This window comes from Mycobacterium sp. NGS26 (assembly GCF_059813025.1).
Genome location: NZ_JCALDU010000004.1, coordinates 153,842 through 168,070, shown reverse-complemented (window position 1 = coordinate 168,070; position 14,229 = coordinate 153,842). Strand labels below are relative to the sequence as shown.

16 protein-coding genes are annotated in these 14,229 nt (G+C 69.5%); 13 read left to right on the top strand and 3 right to left on the bottom strand.

Features of this window, described 5'->3' with window-relative positions; all coding sequences use genetic code 11:
• Nucleotides 1-7 precede the first annotated feature (7 nt).
• The 8 genes from AC5Y6X_RS15175 (at nucleotide 8) to AC5Y6X_RS15140 (ending at nucleotide 7,749) form a co-directional block, all read left to right on the top strand.
• Nucleotides 8-919, top strand: a complete 912-nt coding sequence (locus AC5Y6X_RS15175; protein WP_324675369.1) for a DNA-3-methyladenine glycosylase family protein — start codon at nucleotides 8-10, stop codon at nucleotides 917-919.
• Between the two features lie 87 nt (nucleotides 920-1,006).
• A complete protein-coding gene (gene dps / locus AC5Y6X_RS15170) occupies nucleotides 1,007-1,555 on the top strand; it encodes a DNA starvation/stationary phase protection protein Dps (RefSeq protein WP_324675367.1) in 549 nt (182 codons plus the stop codon).
• Between the two features lie 86 nt (nucleotides 1,556-1,641).
• Nucleotides 1,642-2,628 (top strand): pirin family protein, encoded by a 987-nt coding sequence (locus AC5Y6X_RS15165; RefSeq protein WP_324675365.1) that lies wholly within the window; start codon nucleotides 1,642-1,644, stop codon nucleotides 2,626-2,628.
• Nucleotides 2,628-3,263: a TetR/AcrR family transcriptional regulator gene (locus AC5Y6X_RS15160; RefSeq protein WP_324675363.1), complete on the top strand. Its 636-nt coding sequence runs from the start codon at nucleotides 2,628-2,630 to the stop codon at nucleotides 3,261-3,263. The genes AC5Y6X_RS15165 and AC5Y6X_RS15160 overlap by 1 nt, the downstream gene beginning before the upstream one ends.
• 80 nt (nucleotides 3,264-3,343) lie before the next feature.
• Nucleotides 3,344-4,285, top strand: a complete 942-nt coding sequence (locus AC5Y6X_RS15155; RefSeq protein WP_324675362.1) for a class I SAM-dependent methyltransferase — start codon at nucleotides 3,344-3,346, stop codon at nucleotides 4,283-4,285.
• Nucleotides 4,286-4,305: 20 nt separating this feature from the next.
• The gene (locus AC5Y6X_RS15150) at nucleotides 4,306-5,247 is read left to right on the top strand and encodes a class I SAM-dependent methyltransferase (protein WP_499987235.1); all 942 of its coding nucleotides are present in this window, start codon (nucleotides 4,306-4,308) and stop codon (nucleotides 5,245-5,247) included.
• A 151-nt stretch (nucleotides 5,248-5,398) separates the two neighbouring features.
• A complete protein-coding gene (locus AC5Y6X_RS15145; RefSeq protein WP_499987704.1) occupies nucleotides 5,399-6,829 on the top strand; it encodes an aldehyde dehydrogenase family protein in 1,431 nt (476 codons plus the stop codon).
• Nucleotides 6,830-6,888: 59 nt separating this feature from the next.
• Nucleotides 6,889-7,749 (top strand): SDR family oxidoreductase, encoded by an 861-nt coding sequence (locus tag AC5Y6X_RS15140; RefSeq protein WP_499987234.1) that lies wholly within the window; start codon nucleotides 6,889-6,891, stop codon nucleotides 7,747-7,749.
• Between the two features lie 21 nt (nucleotides 7,750-7,770).
• Here the strand turns inward: AC5Y6X_RS15140 and AC5Y6X_RS15135 are convergent, their stop codons facing one another.
• Nucleotides 7,771-8,598 carry a tyrosine-protein phosphatase gene (locus AC5Y6X_RS15135; protein ID WP_499987233.1) on the bottom strand — a complete coding sequence of 276 codons (828 nt, stop codon included), beginning with the start codon at nucleotides 8,596-8,598 and terminating at the stop codon, nucleotides 7,771-7,773.
• Complete coding sequence (locus AC5Y6X_RS15130) at nucleotides 8,591-9,811, bottom strand: acyl-CoA dehydrogenase family protein (RefSeq protein ID WP_324675921.1); 1,221 nt, start codon at nucleotides 9,809-9,811, stop codon at nucleotides 8,591-8,593. The genes AC5Y6X_RS15135 and AC5Y6X_RS15130 overlap by 8 nt, the downstream gene beginning before the upstream one ends.
• 127 nt (nucleotides 9,812-9,938) lie before the next feature.
• Here AC5Y6X_RS15130 and AC5Y6X_RS15125 point away from each other — a divergent pair, with 127 nt between their 5' ends.
• From AC5Y6X_RS15125 to AC5Y6X_RS15110, 4 genes are read left to right on the top strand one after another with little or no spacing between them, the layout of a single operon-like run.
• Nucleotides 9,939-10,403, top strand: a complete 465-nt coding sequence (locus AC5Y6X_RS15125) for a nuclear transport factor 2 family protein (protein ID WP_499987231.1) — start codon at nucleotides 9,939-9,941, stop codon at nucleotides 10,401-10,403.
• A 57-nt stretch (nucleotides 10,404-10,460) separates the two neighbouring features.
• Nucleotides 10,461-11,558, top strand: coding sequence for a Re/Si-specific NAD(P)(+) transhydrogenase subunit alpha (locus AC5Y6X_RS15120; RefSeq protein ID WP_499987229.1), 1,098 nt, complete (start codon nucleotides 10,461-10,463; stop codon nucleotides 11,556-11,558).
• The gene (locus AC5Y6X_RS15115) at nucleotides 11,559-11,885 is read left to right on the top strand and encodes an NAD(P) transhydrogenase subunit alpha part 2 (protein ID WP_324675351.1); all 327 of its coding nucleotides are present in this window, start codon (nucleotides 11,559-11,561) and stop codon (nucleotides 11,883-11,885) included. It begins immediately after the preceding gene.
• Nucleotides 11,882-13,306 (top strand): NAD(P)(+) transhydrogenase (Re/Si-specific) subunit beta, encoded by a 1,425-nt coding sequence (locus AC5Y6X_RS15110; RefSeq protein WP_499987228.1) that lies wholly within the window; start codon nucleotides 11,882-11,884, stop codon nucleotides 13,304-13,306. The genes AC5Y6X_RS15115 and AC5Y6X_RS15110 overlap by 4 nt, the downstream gene beginning before the upstream one ends.
• Before the next feature lie 5 nt (nucleotides 13,307-13,311).
• Here AC5Y6X_RS15110 and AC5Y6X_RS15105 read toward each other — a convergent pair whose 3' ends face one another.
• Complete coding sequence (locus tag AC5Y6X_RS15105; protein WP_156746919.1) at nucleotides 13,312-13,437, bottom strand: hypothetical protein; 126 nt, start codon at nucleotides 13,435-13,437, stop codon at nucleotides 13,312-13,314.
• 164 nt (nucleotides 13,438-13,601) lie between these two features.
• Here AC5Y6X_RS15105 and AC5Y6X_RS15100 point away from each other — a divergent pair, with 164 nt between their 5' ends.
• Nucleotides 13,602-14,225 carry a TetR/AcrR family transcriptional regulator gene (locus AC5Y6X_RS15100; RefSeq protein ID WP_324675346.1) on the top strand — a complete coding sequence of 208 codons (624 nt, stop codon included), beginning with the start codon at nucleotides 13,602-13,604 and terminating at the stop codon, nucleotides 14,223-14,225.
• Nucleotides 14,226-14,229 lie beyond the last annotated feature (4 nt).

Genomic DNA, 14,229 nt, shown 5'->3' with positions numbered 1-14,229 from the left:
AGTCCGCGTGAACGGTGCCCGTACGGTGACGTTTGCCGGGACCGTCAGCTTCGGGCACACGCTGGCGCCGCTTCGCCGCGGCCCGCTGGATCCGTGTTTCCGGATCGCCGACGACGGCGCGATCTGGCAAACCAGCCTGCTGCCCAGCGGGCCCGTCGTGGCGCGGATCAGCCGCGCCGCGGCCAACGCCGTCCGCTGCGAGGCGTGGGGCGGCGGCGCCGAGGAGTTCCTCGACGCGCTGCCCGCGCTGCTGGGTGCCGAGGACGACGCCTCGGACTTCGTGCCGCGCGACCCGACGGTCGCCGCCGCGCACCGACGGGTCCCGCACCTGCGGCTGGGCCGCACCGGGCGGGTGTTGGAGGCGCTGGTCCCGGCGATCATCGAGCAGCGGGTGCCCGGTGCCGACGCGTTTCGGTCGTGGCGGGTGCTGGTGTCGCGGTACGGGACGCCGGCGCCGGGACCGGCGCCGCCCGGCATGCGGGTGCCGCCGTCGGCCGAGGCGTGGCGCAACGTGCCGTCGTGGGAGTTTCACCGCGCCAACGTCGACCCGCGACGGGCTCAGACCGTGGTGGGCTGTGCGCGACGGGCGGCCGCGCTGGAACGGCTGCCTTCGCGGCCGCCGGCGCAGGCGCGCCAGGCGCTGACGTCGCTGCCCGGGGTCGGCGAGTGGACCGCCTCCGAGACCGCGCAACGGGCGTTCGGCGACGCCGATGCCGTCTCGGTGGGCGACTATCACATCCCGAAGATGGTCGGCTGGACGCTGCTGGGCCGCCCGGTCGACGACGCGGCGATGCTCGAGTTGCTGGAGCCGATGCGGCCGCACCGCCATCGGGTGGTCCGCCTGCTCGAAGCCAGCGGCCTGGCGTACGAGCCGCGGCGCGGCGCCCGGCTGCCGGTGCAGCAAATACATTCCCTCTGACCTGCCGGTGTTTTCCCACCCGGTCGTCGGGTATCCCTCAGCGCAAGTACCGTGTGCGAACCCGAAGGAAGGGAGCCCGAAAAAACTATGACTCAGTTCACCATTCCGGGATTGACCGACAAACAGGCGGCTCGGCTCACCGAACTGCTGCAGAAGCAGCTGAGCACCTACAACGATCTTCATCTGACGCTCAAGCACATTCACTGGAACGTGGTGGGGCCGAACTTCATCGGCGTGCACGAGATGATCGACCCGCAGGTCGAAGCGGTACGCGGTTTCGCCGACGACGTCGCCGAACGCATTGCGGCCCTTGGCGCTTCGCCGCAGGGGACCCCGGCCGCCATCATCCGGGACCGCTCGTGGGACGACTATTCCGTCGGCAGGGACACCGTCCAGGCGCATTTGGCCGCACTGGACCTGGTCTACACCGGCGTGATCGAGGACATTCGCCAGGCCATCGACGACACGGACGATATCGACCGGGTCACCCAGGACCTGCTGATCGACCAGGCGCAAAACCTGGAGAAGTTCCAGTGGTTCGTCCGGGCGCATCTGGAAAGCGCGGGCGGCAAGCTGACCCACGAGGGCACGGCCACCGAACGGGACGCCGCGCGCACCGCCCGGGCCAAGTCCTAGCAAACACACTGGCCAACCCATCCAGCTGGACGGAATATCCGGACCACGGTCCGGTTATATGGGTAGTTCTCATTGAGGAGGTACCCATGCCCGCCGTCACCGCAGACACCCTGACATTGCCCCGGATCGGCGCGCCCGCTCCCGTCGACACCGAGCGCCCGGTCCGATCGATCACCACCGGCCCGCGCGGCTACGAGGGGGAGGGCTTCCCGGTCGTCCGCGCGTTCGTCGGGGTGAGCGCCGCCGCGCTGGACCCGTTCGTGCACATGGACCAGCTGGGCGAGGTGGAGTACCAGCCCGGGGAGCCCCGGGGCACCGACTGGCACCCGCACCGCGGCTTCGAAACGGTCACCTACATGATCGACGGGAAGTTCGCGCACCAGGACTCCCACGGGGGCGGCGGCCTGATCACCGACGGCGCCACGCAGTGGATGACCGCCGGTTCCGGCATCCTGCACATCGAGACCCCGCCCGCCGAGCTGGTGGAAAGCGGCGGCGTGTTCCACGGCGTCCAGCTGTGGGTGAACCTGCCGAGAAAGGACAAGTTCGCGCCGCCGCGGTATCAGGCCATCGAGGGCGGCGACGCCGCGCTGCTGGCCTCCGGCGACGGCGGGGCGCTGGTGCGCATCATCGCCGGCGAGATCGACGGCCACCGCGGACCGGGCGCCACCCACACCCCGATCACGTTGGCGCACGCGACGATTCAAGGGGGAGCCCGGCTCGACATCCCGTGGCGGCGCGATTTCAACGCGCTGGTCTACGTGCTGTCCGGCAGCGGATACGTCGGCCCCGTCGCCCACCCGATCCGCTCGGGCCAGCTGGCCGTGCTCGGGCCCGGCGACCGCATCACCGTGCGCGCCCGGTCGGTCCAGGAGTCGTCGCGCACAACGGCGCTCGACGTGCTGCTCCTGGGCGGGCGGCCCATCCGGGAGCCGGTGTTCCACTACGGCCCGTTCGTGATGAGCTCGCGCGCGGAGCTGGTCGAGGCGCTGCAGGATTACCAGGCCGGGAAGTTCGGCCATATTCCACCCAACGCGTTAATGCCGCATCGAGGTGGTGGCACACTGCAGTAATGGCGCCAACGGCTAGTCGCCGGCCGGGCCGTCCGCCCGCAGCAAAGGCTGACGAAACCCGCAAGCGAATCGTGGACGCCGCTCGCCTGGTCTTCAGTGAACGCGGATACGACGGGGCGACGTTTCAGGCCGTCGCCGTCCGCGCCGATCTGACCAGGCCGGCCATCAACCACTACTTCTCCAGCAAGCGGGCGCTGTATCGGGAAGTGGTGAACCAAACCAACGAACTCGTCGTCGCGGCCGGGATCCGGCGCGCCGAGTGCGAGACCACCTTGCTGGGGCGGCTGACCGCGTTCATCTCGGCGGCGATGCAAGCGAACTCCGAAAACCCTTCCGCGTCAGCATTTTTGGTCACCACCGTGCTGGAGTCGCAGCGGCATCCGGATCTGAACACCACCGAAAACGACGCGGTGCGGATGACCCGCGAGTTTCTGACGCGGGTGGTCAACGACGCGATCGCGCATCGCGAGCTCGCGGCCGACATCGATGCCCCCGCGGTCGTCGAGACCCTGCTCGTGGTGCTCTGCGGCGTCGGCTTCTATTCCGGCTACGTCCGCAGCTACCGGGAGATGCTGGCCGTCACCGGGGTGCTGCGGCAGCTGCTGGAGGGCGCGCTGTGGCGTCCCCAAACCTGACCGGCACCCGGCCGCAGCGGCAGTGAGATCCCGCACAAAGCGTATAGGCTAACTAACTTATTCGGTAGCATGGTGTGGCCATGACTGATGTCGACGCCGCCCTTCCGCCGTCGTTGCGGACCACCGGGGACAGCTGGTCCATCACCGAACTGGTCGGCGCCACCGCGCTGGGCGTCGCCGCCTCGCGCGCCGTGGAGACGGCCGGACCCGACCCGCTGATTCGCGACGACTTCGCGCGCGTCCTGGTGTGCTCGGCCGGCCCCGCGTGGACCCGGCTGGCCGACCCCGAACTGGCCTGGCTCGACGACGATCCGCACGGGCGGCGCGCCCACCGGCTCGGCATCGACTACCAGGCCGTGCGCACGCACTTCTTCGACGAGTACTTCGCCGACGCCGCACGCGCCGGGATCCGGCAGGCGGTGATCCTGGCCGCCGGGCTGGACTCGCGCGCCTACCGGCTGGATTGGCCGGCGGGCACCGCCGTCTACGAGATCGACCAGCCCCGGGTGCTGGAGTACAAGACCCGGATCCTCGAGGAGCACGGCGCGGTCCCGACCGCGAGCCGGCGCCCCGTCCCGGTGGACCTGCGCGACGACTGGCCGGCGGCCCTGACCGCCGCCGGATTCGACCCGTCCCAACCGACCGCCTGGCTGGCCGAGGGCCTGCTGCCCTATCTGCCCAGCGACGCCCAGGACCGGCTGTTCGAGATGTTCACCGCGCTCAGCGCGCCGGGCAGCCGGGTCGCCGTCGAGGTGTTCGGCATGAATTCGCGCAGCAACTCGCAGCGGTGGCTGCGCATGCGCGAGCGGCTCGGCCTGGACGTCAACGTCCAGGCGCTGACCTATCACGAGCCGGACCGCACCGACGCCGCGGCGTGGCTGGCCGACCACGGCTGGCGGGTGCACAGCGTGAACAACCACGACGAGATGGCCCGCCTGGGCCGCCCGGTTCCCGAAGACCTCGCCGACGAGGCCGTCCGCAGCACGCTGCTGCGCGCGCGCCTCGGCGACCCGACCGCCTGACCCGACCAAGGAGCAACCCGATGAGCTCACTGCGCACCCACGACGACAGCTGGGACATCAAGACCAGCGTCGGCACCACCGCCGTGATGGTGGCCGCCGCCCGGGCCGTCGAAACCGAGCAGCCCGACGCGCTGATCCGCGACCCGTACGCCAAGCTCCTGGTGACCAACTCCGGCGCCGGGGTGTTGTGGGAGGCCATGCTCGACCCGGAGGTCGCGGCCAGGATCGAAAACCTCGACGCCGAATCCGCCGCCCACCTCCACCACATGCGCGGCTACCAGGCGGTGCGCACGAACTTCTTCGACACCTTCTTCAAGCAAGCCGTCGCCGACGGCATCCGACAGGTCGTGATCCTGGCGTCGGGGCTGGACTCCCGCGCCTACCGCCTGGACTGGCCGGCCGGCACCACGGTGTACGAGATCGACCAGCCCCAGGTCCTGCACTACAAGTCGACGACCCTGGCCGAAAACGGCGTCGCGCCGTCCGCCGACCGCCGCGAGGTGGCCATCGACCTGCGGCAGGACTGGCCCGCCGCGCTGCGCGCCGCCGGCTTCGACCCGAAGCAGCGCACGGCGTGGCTGGCCGAGGGCCTGCTGATGTACCTGCCGGCCGAGGCGCAGGACCGGTTGTTCACCCAGATCGGCGAGCTGAGCGCGCCGGGCAGCCGGGTCTCGGCCGAAACCGCGCCCAACCACGCCGACGAGCGGCGCCAGCAGATGCGCGAGCGGTTCCGGAGGGTCGCCGACGAGATCGGCTTCGAGGAGACCGTCGACGTCGGGGAGCTGATGTACCGCGACGACCACCGCGCGGACGTCACCGAGTGGCTGAACGAACACGGCTGGCGCGCCCGCGCGCAGCACTCGACCGACGAGATGCGCCGGCTGGGCCGCTGGATCGAGAACGTCCCGCTGGCCGACGACAAGGACGCGTTCTCCGACTTCGTGATCGCCGAGCGGTCGTAATGCCGCGCGGCCGTTCGTGAACAGCTTCGTGACGGCCGTCAGGCCCTGACGGCCGCGCCTTACTTCCCGCCCAACCGGATGGTTAGGATCGCGGGTATCACCCATGAGCGCTCGCGCGACGAGCAGTGGGCACCCTCCGGGAAGGAAGACACTGATGACCACCGAATCGGTTACACCGAAGACGTCTGAGTCCAACGGGGCCCCGGCAGCTCAAGGCGGCGAGATCGCCGCGACGGTGGACCGGCTTCGCAAGACCTTCGCCACCGGCCGCACCCGCGACATCGAGTGGCGCAAGCGCCAGCTGCTGCAGCTGGCCAAGCTGATGGAGGAAAACGAGGCCGCCATCGCCGCCGCGCTCGCCGACGACCTGGACCGCAACCCGTTCGAGGCGTTCATCGCCGACGTCGCGACCACCGCGGGCGAGGCGAAGTATGCGGCCAAGAAGGTGCGCAGGTGGACGCGGCGCCGCTACCAGCTGCTCGAGATGCCGCAGCTGCCCGGCCGCGGCTGGATCGAGTACGAGCCCTACGGCACCGTGCTGATCATCGGCGCCTGGAACTACCCGTTCTACCTGACGCTCGGCCCGGCGGTCGGCGCGATCGCCGCGGGCAACGCCGTCATCCTCAAGCCCTCGGAGATCGCGCCGGCGTCGGCGCACCTGATGGCCGAGCTGGTGCCGCGCTACCTCGACACCGACGCGATCGCCGTGATCGAGGGCGACGGCTCCGTCAGCCAGGCGCTCATCGCGCAGGGCCTGGACCGGGTGCTGTTCACCGGCGGCACCGAGATCGGGCGCAAGGTGTACGAGGGCGCGGCGCCGCACCTGACCCCGTGCACGCTGGAGCTCGGCGGCAAGAGCCCGGTGATCGTGGCGGCCGACGCCGACATCGAGGTCGCGGCCAAGCGGATCGCGTGGATGAAACTGCTCAACGCCGGGCAGACGTGCGTCGCGCCCGACTACGTCCTGGCCGACGCGAAGATCCGCGACGAGCTCGTCGACAAGATCGCCGCCGCCATCACGAAGTTCACCTCCGACAAGCCGAACGGGGTGAAGATCGTCAACCAGCGCCAGTTCGACCGGATCAGCGGCTACCTGTCCGGCGGGGACGGCAAGGTCGCCGTCGGCGGAGGCTGTGACGCGTCGACCCTGCGCATCCAGCCCACCGTCGTGGTCGATCCCGATCCGGACGGGCCGCTGATGCGCAACGAGATCTTCGGGCCGGTGCTGCCGGTGATCACCGTCCAATCCCTGGACGACGCAATACGTTTCGTCAATTCGCGGCCCAAGCCGCTGTCGGCCTACCTGTTCACCAAGACGCGCGCTACCCGCGAGCGGGTGATCAAGGAGGTGCCGGCCGGGGGCATGCTGGTCAACCACCTCGCCTTCCAGGTGTCCACGGCCAAGCTGCCCTTCGGCGGGGTCGGCGCGTCGGGCATGGGCGCCTACCACGGCCGCTACGGCTTCGAGGAGTTCAGCCACCGCAAGTCGGTGCTGACTAAGCCGACGCGGCCCGACCTGTCCAGCTTCATCTACCCGCCGTACACCGAGCGGGCCTTCAAGATGGCCCGCAGGATGTTCTGACACCCCCGTCGCACCAAATCACTTGCTAAACCCCATCTTTCACAGCTGAGAGGAATCCGATGCCCGGAGTGCAGGATCGCGTCATCGTCGTCACCGGAGCCGGCGGGGGGTTGGGCCGCGAATACGCCCTGACCCTCGCCCGAGAGGGCGCCAGCGTCGTCGTCAACGACCTCGGCGGGGCCCGCGACGGCACCGGCGCCGGCCACAACATGGCCGACCAGGTGGTCCAGGAGATCAAGGACGCGGGCGGCCGGGCGGCGGCCAACTACGACAGCGTCGCCGAGCCCGAGGGCGCCGAGAACATCATCAAGACCGCGCTCGACGAGTTCGGCAAGATCGACGGCGTCGTGAGCAACGCCGGGATCCTGCGCGACGGCACCTTCCACAAGATGTCGTTCGAGAACTGGGACGCGGTGCTCAAGGTGCACCTGTACGGCGGGTACAACGTGATCCGCGCCGCGTGGCCGCACTTCCGTGAGCAGAGCTACGGCCGGGTGGTCGTCGCGACGTCCACCAGCGGGTTGTTCGGCAACTTCGGCCAGACCAACTACGGCGCGGCCAAGCTCGGCCTGGTCGGCCTGATCAACACGCTGGCTCTGGAGGGCGCCAAGTACAACATCAACGCCAACGCGGTCGCGCCGATCGCGGCCACCAGGATGACCCAGGACATCATGCCGCCCGAGGTGCTGGAGAAGCTCACCCCGGACTTCGTCGCGCCCGTGGTGGCCTACCTGTGCACCGAGGAATGTGCCGACAGCGCATCGGTTTTCATCGTCGGTGGCGGCAAGGTGCAGCGCGCCGCGCTGTTCCAGAACGACGGCGTCAACTTCGACAAGCCGCCGTCGGTTCAGGACGTCGCCGCGCACTGGGCCGAGATCACCGACCTGTCCGCGGCGAAGAAGGCCGGCTTCAAGCTGTAACGCCTTGCGGCGCCGGCCGATTCAGGCGAGCAGCGCGCCGCGCAGCCGGTCCACGTCGGCCGCGGAGATGCCCGCGTCGCGCAGGTAGCCGCCCAGCGATCCGAACTTCTCGTCGATCGCCTGGCGGGCGGCGGCCAGGTACTCCTCGCGCACGCCGAGGACCCCGTCGGACAGCCGCGCCTCGGTAAACGTCACCACCTCCGGGGTGAGTTCGGTGTCCTGGCGCTGGGCGATCATCTCGGAGATCCGTTCCCGCAGCTGCGGTGCCGCGTCGTTGCTGCGCAGGAAGTCGGCCACGATGGTGTCGCGGTCGACGCCGATCGCCTCCAGCACCGTGGCGACCACGAAGCCGGTGCGGTCCTTTCCGGCGAAGCAGTGCGTGAGCACCGGGCGGCCGGCGGCCAGCAGCGTGATGACGCGGTGCAGCGCGCGCTGCGCGCCGTTGCGCGTTGGGAATTGGCGGTATTCGTCGGTCATGTAGCGGGCGGCGGCCTCGTCCACCGACAGGCCGTCGCCGCCCTCGCCGGTCAGCAGTCGCTGGAACGCGTGTTCGTGCGGGGCCTGCCCGTCGATGTCGGCCTCGTCCTCGCCCAGGTCCGGGAAGGGCAGCAGGTGGACCTCGACGCCGTCGGGAACCAGCCCCGGCCCGCGCCGGGCGACCTCACGGGACGCGCGCAGGTCGGCGACGTCGGTGATCCCGAGCCGGCGCAGCGTCGCCCGGCCCTCGTCGTCGAGGCGGCTCAGCTCGCTGGACCGGAACAGCCGCCCGGGCCGCAGCGCGGGCGTGGAGTCGGCGACGTCGCGGAAGTTCCAGGCGCCCGGCAGTTCTCGCACCGCGGCCTCAGCCATGGGGCGTGACCGCCGCAGCCAGCGCGGACTGTTCCCGGCCGAGCTCGGCGCGCGCGATGGACCGCATGTGCACCTCGTCGGGGCCGTCGAAGATGCGCATCGCCCGGTGCCAGGCGTACATCCGGGCCAGCGCCGTGTCCTCGCTGACGCCGGCGGCCCCGTGCACCTGGATGGCGCGGTCGATCACGTCGCACGCCACCTGCGGCGCCACCGCCTTGATCTGGGACACCAGCAGGTGGGCGGCCTTGTTGCCGTGCTGGTCGATGGTCCACGCCGCCTTCTCGCACAGCAGCCTGGCCTGGTCGATCTCGTTGCGCGACTTGGCAATTGCCTGCTGGACGAGCCCCTGGTCGGCCAGCGGGCGGCCGAACGCGATGCGGTTGCGCGCGCGGTCCACCATCAGCGCCAGGGCGCGCTCGGCCCCGCCGAGCGCGCGCATGCAGTGGTGGATGCGGCCCGGCCCCAGCCGCGCCTGGGCGATCGCGAAGCCGCCGCCCTCCTCGCCGAGCAGGTTGGTGACCGGCACCCGCACGTTGTCGTAGACGATCTCGCAGTGCCCGGGCTGGTCCTGGTAGCCGAACACCGTCGTGGAGCGGACCACCGTCACACCCGGCGTGTCGATGGGCACCAGAACCATCGACTGCTGCTGGTGGCTGGCGGCGTCGGGGTTGGTCCGGCCCATCACGATGAGGATCTTGCAGCGCGGGTCGGACGCGCCCGAGGTCCACCACTTGCGCCCGTTGATCACGTAGTCGCCGCCGTCGCGCACGATGGAGGTCTCGATGTTGCGGGCGTCGCTGCTGGCGACCGCCGGCTCGGTCATCGAAAAGCCGCTGCGGATCTCGCCGGCCAGCAGCGGCTCCAGCCACTGCTTGCGCTGCTCGGGGGTGGCGAACAGGTGCAGGGTCTCCATGTTGCCGGTGTCGGGTGCCGCGCAGTTGAGCGCCTCGGGCGCGATCTCGAGGCTCCAGCCGGTCAGCTCGGCCAGCGGCGCGTAGTCCAGGTTGGTCAGGCCCGACTCGGCCGGCAGGAACAGGTTCCACAGGCCGGCCGCCTTGGCTTTGATTTTCAGCTCCTCGATGATGGGCGGGACCGTGTGGTCGTCGGGGCCGGCCTCGTGGCGGTATTTGTCGTAATCGGCCTCGGCCGGAAAGACATACTCGGTCATGAAGTCGGACAGCCGCTTGTGGTAGTCGCTCGCTTTGGCCGACATCGCGAAGTCCATGTCCGCCACGATAAGCCACGCGTCTTGGGGCCTGTTATGGCGTCCGACCCGTCGCGACACATAAACCTCTGCGACGACACGCCGCGGGACGTCGCAGAGGTTTAAGTTTCGGGCCATGACAGACGAATCCCGCCCTCCGCTTCCCCCGTTCACCCGCGAGACGGCGCGGCAGAAGGTCCAGGCCGCCGAGGACGCCTGGAACACCCGCGACCCCGAGCAGGTCAGCCGGGCCTACACGCCCGACTCGGAATGGCGAAACCGGGGCGAGCACATCGTCGGGCGGGACGAGATCGTGGCGTTCCTTACCCGCAAGTGGCGGCGTGAGCGCGACTACTCGCTGCGCAAGTGCCTGTGGGACTTCCACGACAACCGCATCGCGGTGCGGTTCCAGTACGAGTGCCGCGACGAGGGCGGTCAGTGGTACCGAAGCTATGGCAACGAGCTGTGGGAGTTCGCCCCGTCGGGGCTGATGGCGCGCCGGGAGGCCAGCATCAACGACGTGCCGATCGCCGAGGCCGAGCGGCGCTACTTCGGGCCCCGGCCGGCGTCGGAACATGGCCAAGACATCCCGCTGTGGTGACGGCCGATAGGGTGTCTGCGGCAAGCCGAAGACGTAAGGAAAGCAGATGTACGTGCCATGACAGATCCGCAGGCCGACGCCGTCAGGGTCGGGGTGGTGGCCGAGTCCGGGCCCGATGAGCGGCGCGTCGCGCTGGTGCCGAAGGCGGTCGCCTCGCTGGTGAGCAGCGGCGTGGCGGTGGTGGTCGAGTCCGGCGCCGGCGAGGGGGCGCTGCTGCCCGACCAGCTCTACACCGAGGCCGGCGCCAGCATCGGCGACGCGTGGGCCGCCGACGTCGTGGTCAAGGTCGCCCCGCCGAGCGCCGACGAGGTCGCCAGGCTGCGCAGCGGGCAGACCCTGATCGGCTTCCTGGCGCCGCGCAACGCCGAGAACTCGATCGGGGCGCTGAAGCGCGCCGGGGTGCAGGCGTTCGCGCTCGAGGCCATCCCCCGGATCTCGCGGGCCCAGGCGATGGACGCGCTGTCGTCGCAGGCCAACGTGGCGGGGTACAAGGCGGTGCTGCTGGCGGCCTCGGAGTCGACGCGGTTCTTTCCGATGCTGACGACGGCCGCGGGGACGGTGAAGCCGGCGACCGTGCTGGTGCTCGGCGTCGGCGTGGCCGGGCTGCAGGCGCTGGCGACGGCGAAGCGGTTGGGGGCGCGCACGTCGGGCTACGACGTGCGCCCGGAGGTGGCCGACCAGGTGCGGTCGGTGGGCGCGCAATGGCTGGATGTGGGGATCGACGCATCGGGCGAGGGCGGCTACGCCCGCGAGCTCACCGAGGAGGAGCGCGCCCAGCAGCAGGAGGCGTTGGAGAAGGCGATCAGCGGGTTCGACGTCGTCATCACCACGGCGCTGGTCCCCGGCAAGCCCGCGCCGCGCCTGGTGACCGCCGCGGCGGTGGAGGCGATGAAGCCCGGCAGCGTCGTGGTGGACCTCGCCGGGGAGGCCGGCGGCAACTGCGAGCTCACCGAACCGGGACGGACGGTGGTCAAGCACGACGTCACCATCGCCTCGCCGCTGAACCTGCCGTCGACGATGCCCGAGCACGCCAGCGAGCTCTACAGCAAGAACATCACCGCGCTGCTGGACCTGCTGATCACCGACGGCAAGTTGGCACCGGACTTCGACGACGAGGTCGTCGCGGCGGCCTGCGTGACCCGAGGGGACGACTAGATGTACGACGAGTTATTGGCCAACGTGGCGATCCTGGTGCTGTCCGGGTTCGTCGGATTCGCGGTGATCTCCAAGGTGCCCAACACGTTGCACACGCCGCTGATGTCGGGGACCAACGCGATCCACGGGATCGTGGTGCTGGGCGCGCTGGTGGTGTTCGGCGAGGTGGAGCACCCGTCGCTGGCGGTGCAGATCATCCTGTTCGTGGCGGTGGTGTTCGGCACGCTGAACGTCATCGGCGGTTTCATCGTCACCGACCGGATGCTGGGCATGTTCAAGGGCAAGAAGCGGACCCCGGCAAAGGTCGAGGAGCCGGCGGCCAAATGAACTACCTGGTGATCGGCCTCTACATCGTCTCGTTCGCGCTGTTCATCTACGGCCTGATGGGCCTGACCGGGCCCAAGACCGCGGTGCGCGGCAACCTCATCGCCGCGGTCGGCATGGCCATCGCGGTGGCGGCGACGCTGATCAAGATCCGGCACACCGACCAATGGGTGCTGATCGTCACCGGCCTCGTGGTCGGCGTCGTGCTGGGCGTGCCGCCGGCCCGCTACACCAAGATGACCGCCATGCCGCAGCTGGTGGCGTTCTTCAACGGTGTCGGCGGCGGCACCGTCGCGCTCATCGCGCTGTCGGAATTCATTGAGACATCGGGCTTTTCGGCCTTCCAGCACCACGAGTCGCCGACCGTGCACATCGTGGTGGCGTCGCTGTTCGCCGCGATTATCGGGTCGATCTCGTTCTGGGGATCGATCATCGCGTTCGGCAAGCTGCAGGAGATCATCTCCGGATCGCCGATCGGCTTCGGCAGGGCCCAGCAACCGGTCAACGTGCTGCTGTTGGCCGGGGCCGTCGCGGCCGCCGTGGTGATCGGCGTGCACGCGCATCCCGGCACCGGCGGGGCGTCGCTGTGGTGGATGATCGGCCTGCTCGCCGCGGCCGGGGTGCTGGGCCTGATGGTGGTGTTGCCCATCGGCGGCGCGGACATGCCGGTGGTCATCTCGCTGCTCAACGCGATGACCGGGCTGTCGGCCGCCGCGGCGGGGTTGGCGCTGAACAACACCGCGATGATCGTGGCGGGCATGATCGTCGGCGCCTCGGGTTCGATCCTGACCAACCTGATGGCCAAGGCGATGAACCGTTCCATCCCCGCGATCGTCGCCGGCGGCTTCGGCGGCGGCGGCGTGGCTCCCACCGGCGACGGCGGCGGCGACAAGCACGTCAAGTCCACGTCGGCGTCCGACGCGGCGATTCAGATGGCCTACGCCAACCAGGTGATCGTGGTCCCGGGTTACGGCCTGGCCGTCGCGCAGGCCCAGCACGCCGTCAAGGACATGGCGTCGCTGCTGGAGGAGAAGGGCGTGCCGGTGAAGTACGCGATCCACCCGGTGGCCGGCCGCATGCCCGGGCACATGAACGTGCTGCTGGCCGAGGCCGAGGTCGACTACGACGCGATGAAGGACATGGACGACATCAACGACGAGTTCGCCCGCACCGACGTCGCGATCGTCATCGGCGCCAACGACGTCACCAACCCGGCGGCCCGCAACGAGGCCTCCAGCCCGATCTACGGCATGCCCATCCTCAACGTGGACAAGGCCAAGTCGGTGATCGTGCTGAAGCGGTCGATGAATTCCGGGTTCGCGGGCATCGACAACCCGCTGTTCTATGCCGAGGGGACGACGATGTTGTTCGGCGACGCGAAGAAGTCGGTGACCGAGGTCGCCGAGGAGTTAAAGGCGCTTTAGCCGTTCTAGACCGGCGGATATGCGGGCGGCGGGTATCCGTTGCCGTCGACGACTCCCCGCAGACCCCATGGGACGTACCTGAAGAAGAATTCGATCTCGTCGCTCATGTCGTAGTCCGGGTTCGGATCCATCGGCCACCCCTCCAGTCGCGACTTCAGCTTCGAAAATTGAAGTCTAGTCCCATCCCTGTCCATCTGACACCCGGGATTTGCCTAAACTGTCCAACCAGTTGATTGATAATTAGCCTTGCCCGGCATCCGACCAGCCCCGCCGGCAATGACGATAGTGAGCACAGATGCCATCCGAGAACGGGTTGACCCGCCGCGAGGAGTTGCTGGCCGTCGCCACCAAGCTGTTCGCCGCCCGCGGCTACCACGGCACCCGGATGGACGACGTCGCCGACGTGATCGGCCTGAACAAGGCGACCGTCTACCACTACTACGCCAGCAAGTCGCTGATCCTGTTCGACATCTACCGTCAGGCCGCCGAGGGCACGCTGGCCGCCGTGCACGATGACCCGTCCTGGACGGCCCGCGAGGCGCTCTACCAATACACCATCCGGCTGCTCACCGGCATCGCGAGCAATCCCGAGCGGGCCGCCGTGTACTTCCAGGAACAGCCCTACATCACCGAGTGGTTCACCAGCGAGCAGGTCGCCGAGGTCCGCGAGAAGGAGGCGCAGGTCTACGAGCACGTGCACGGCCTCATCGACCGCGGGATCGCCAGCGGCGAGTTCTTCGAGTGCGACTCGCACGTGGTGGCGCTCGGCTACATCGGGATGACGCTGGGCAGCTACCGCTGGCTGCGACCACATGGGCGGCGCAGCGCCAAGGAGATCGCCGCCGAATTCAGCACCGCGCTGCTCCGCGGCCTGATCCGCGACGAAACGATCCGCAACACCTCTCCGCTCGGGCCCTAACCGA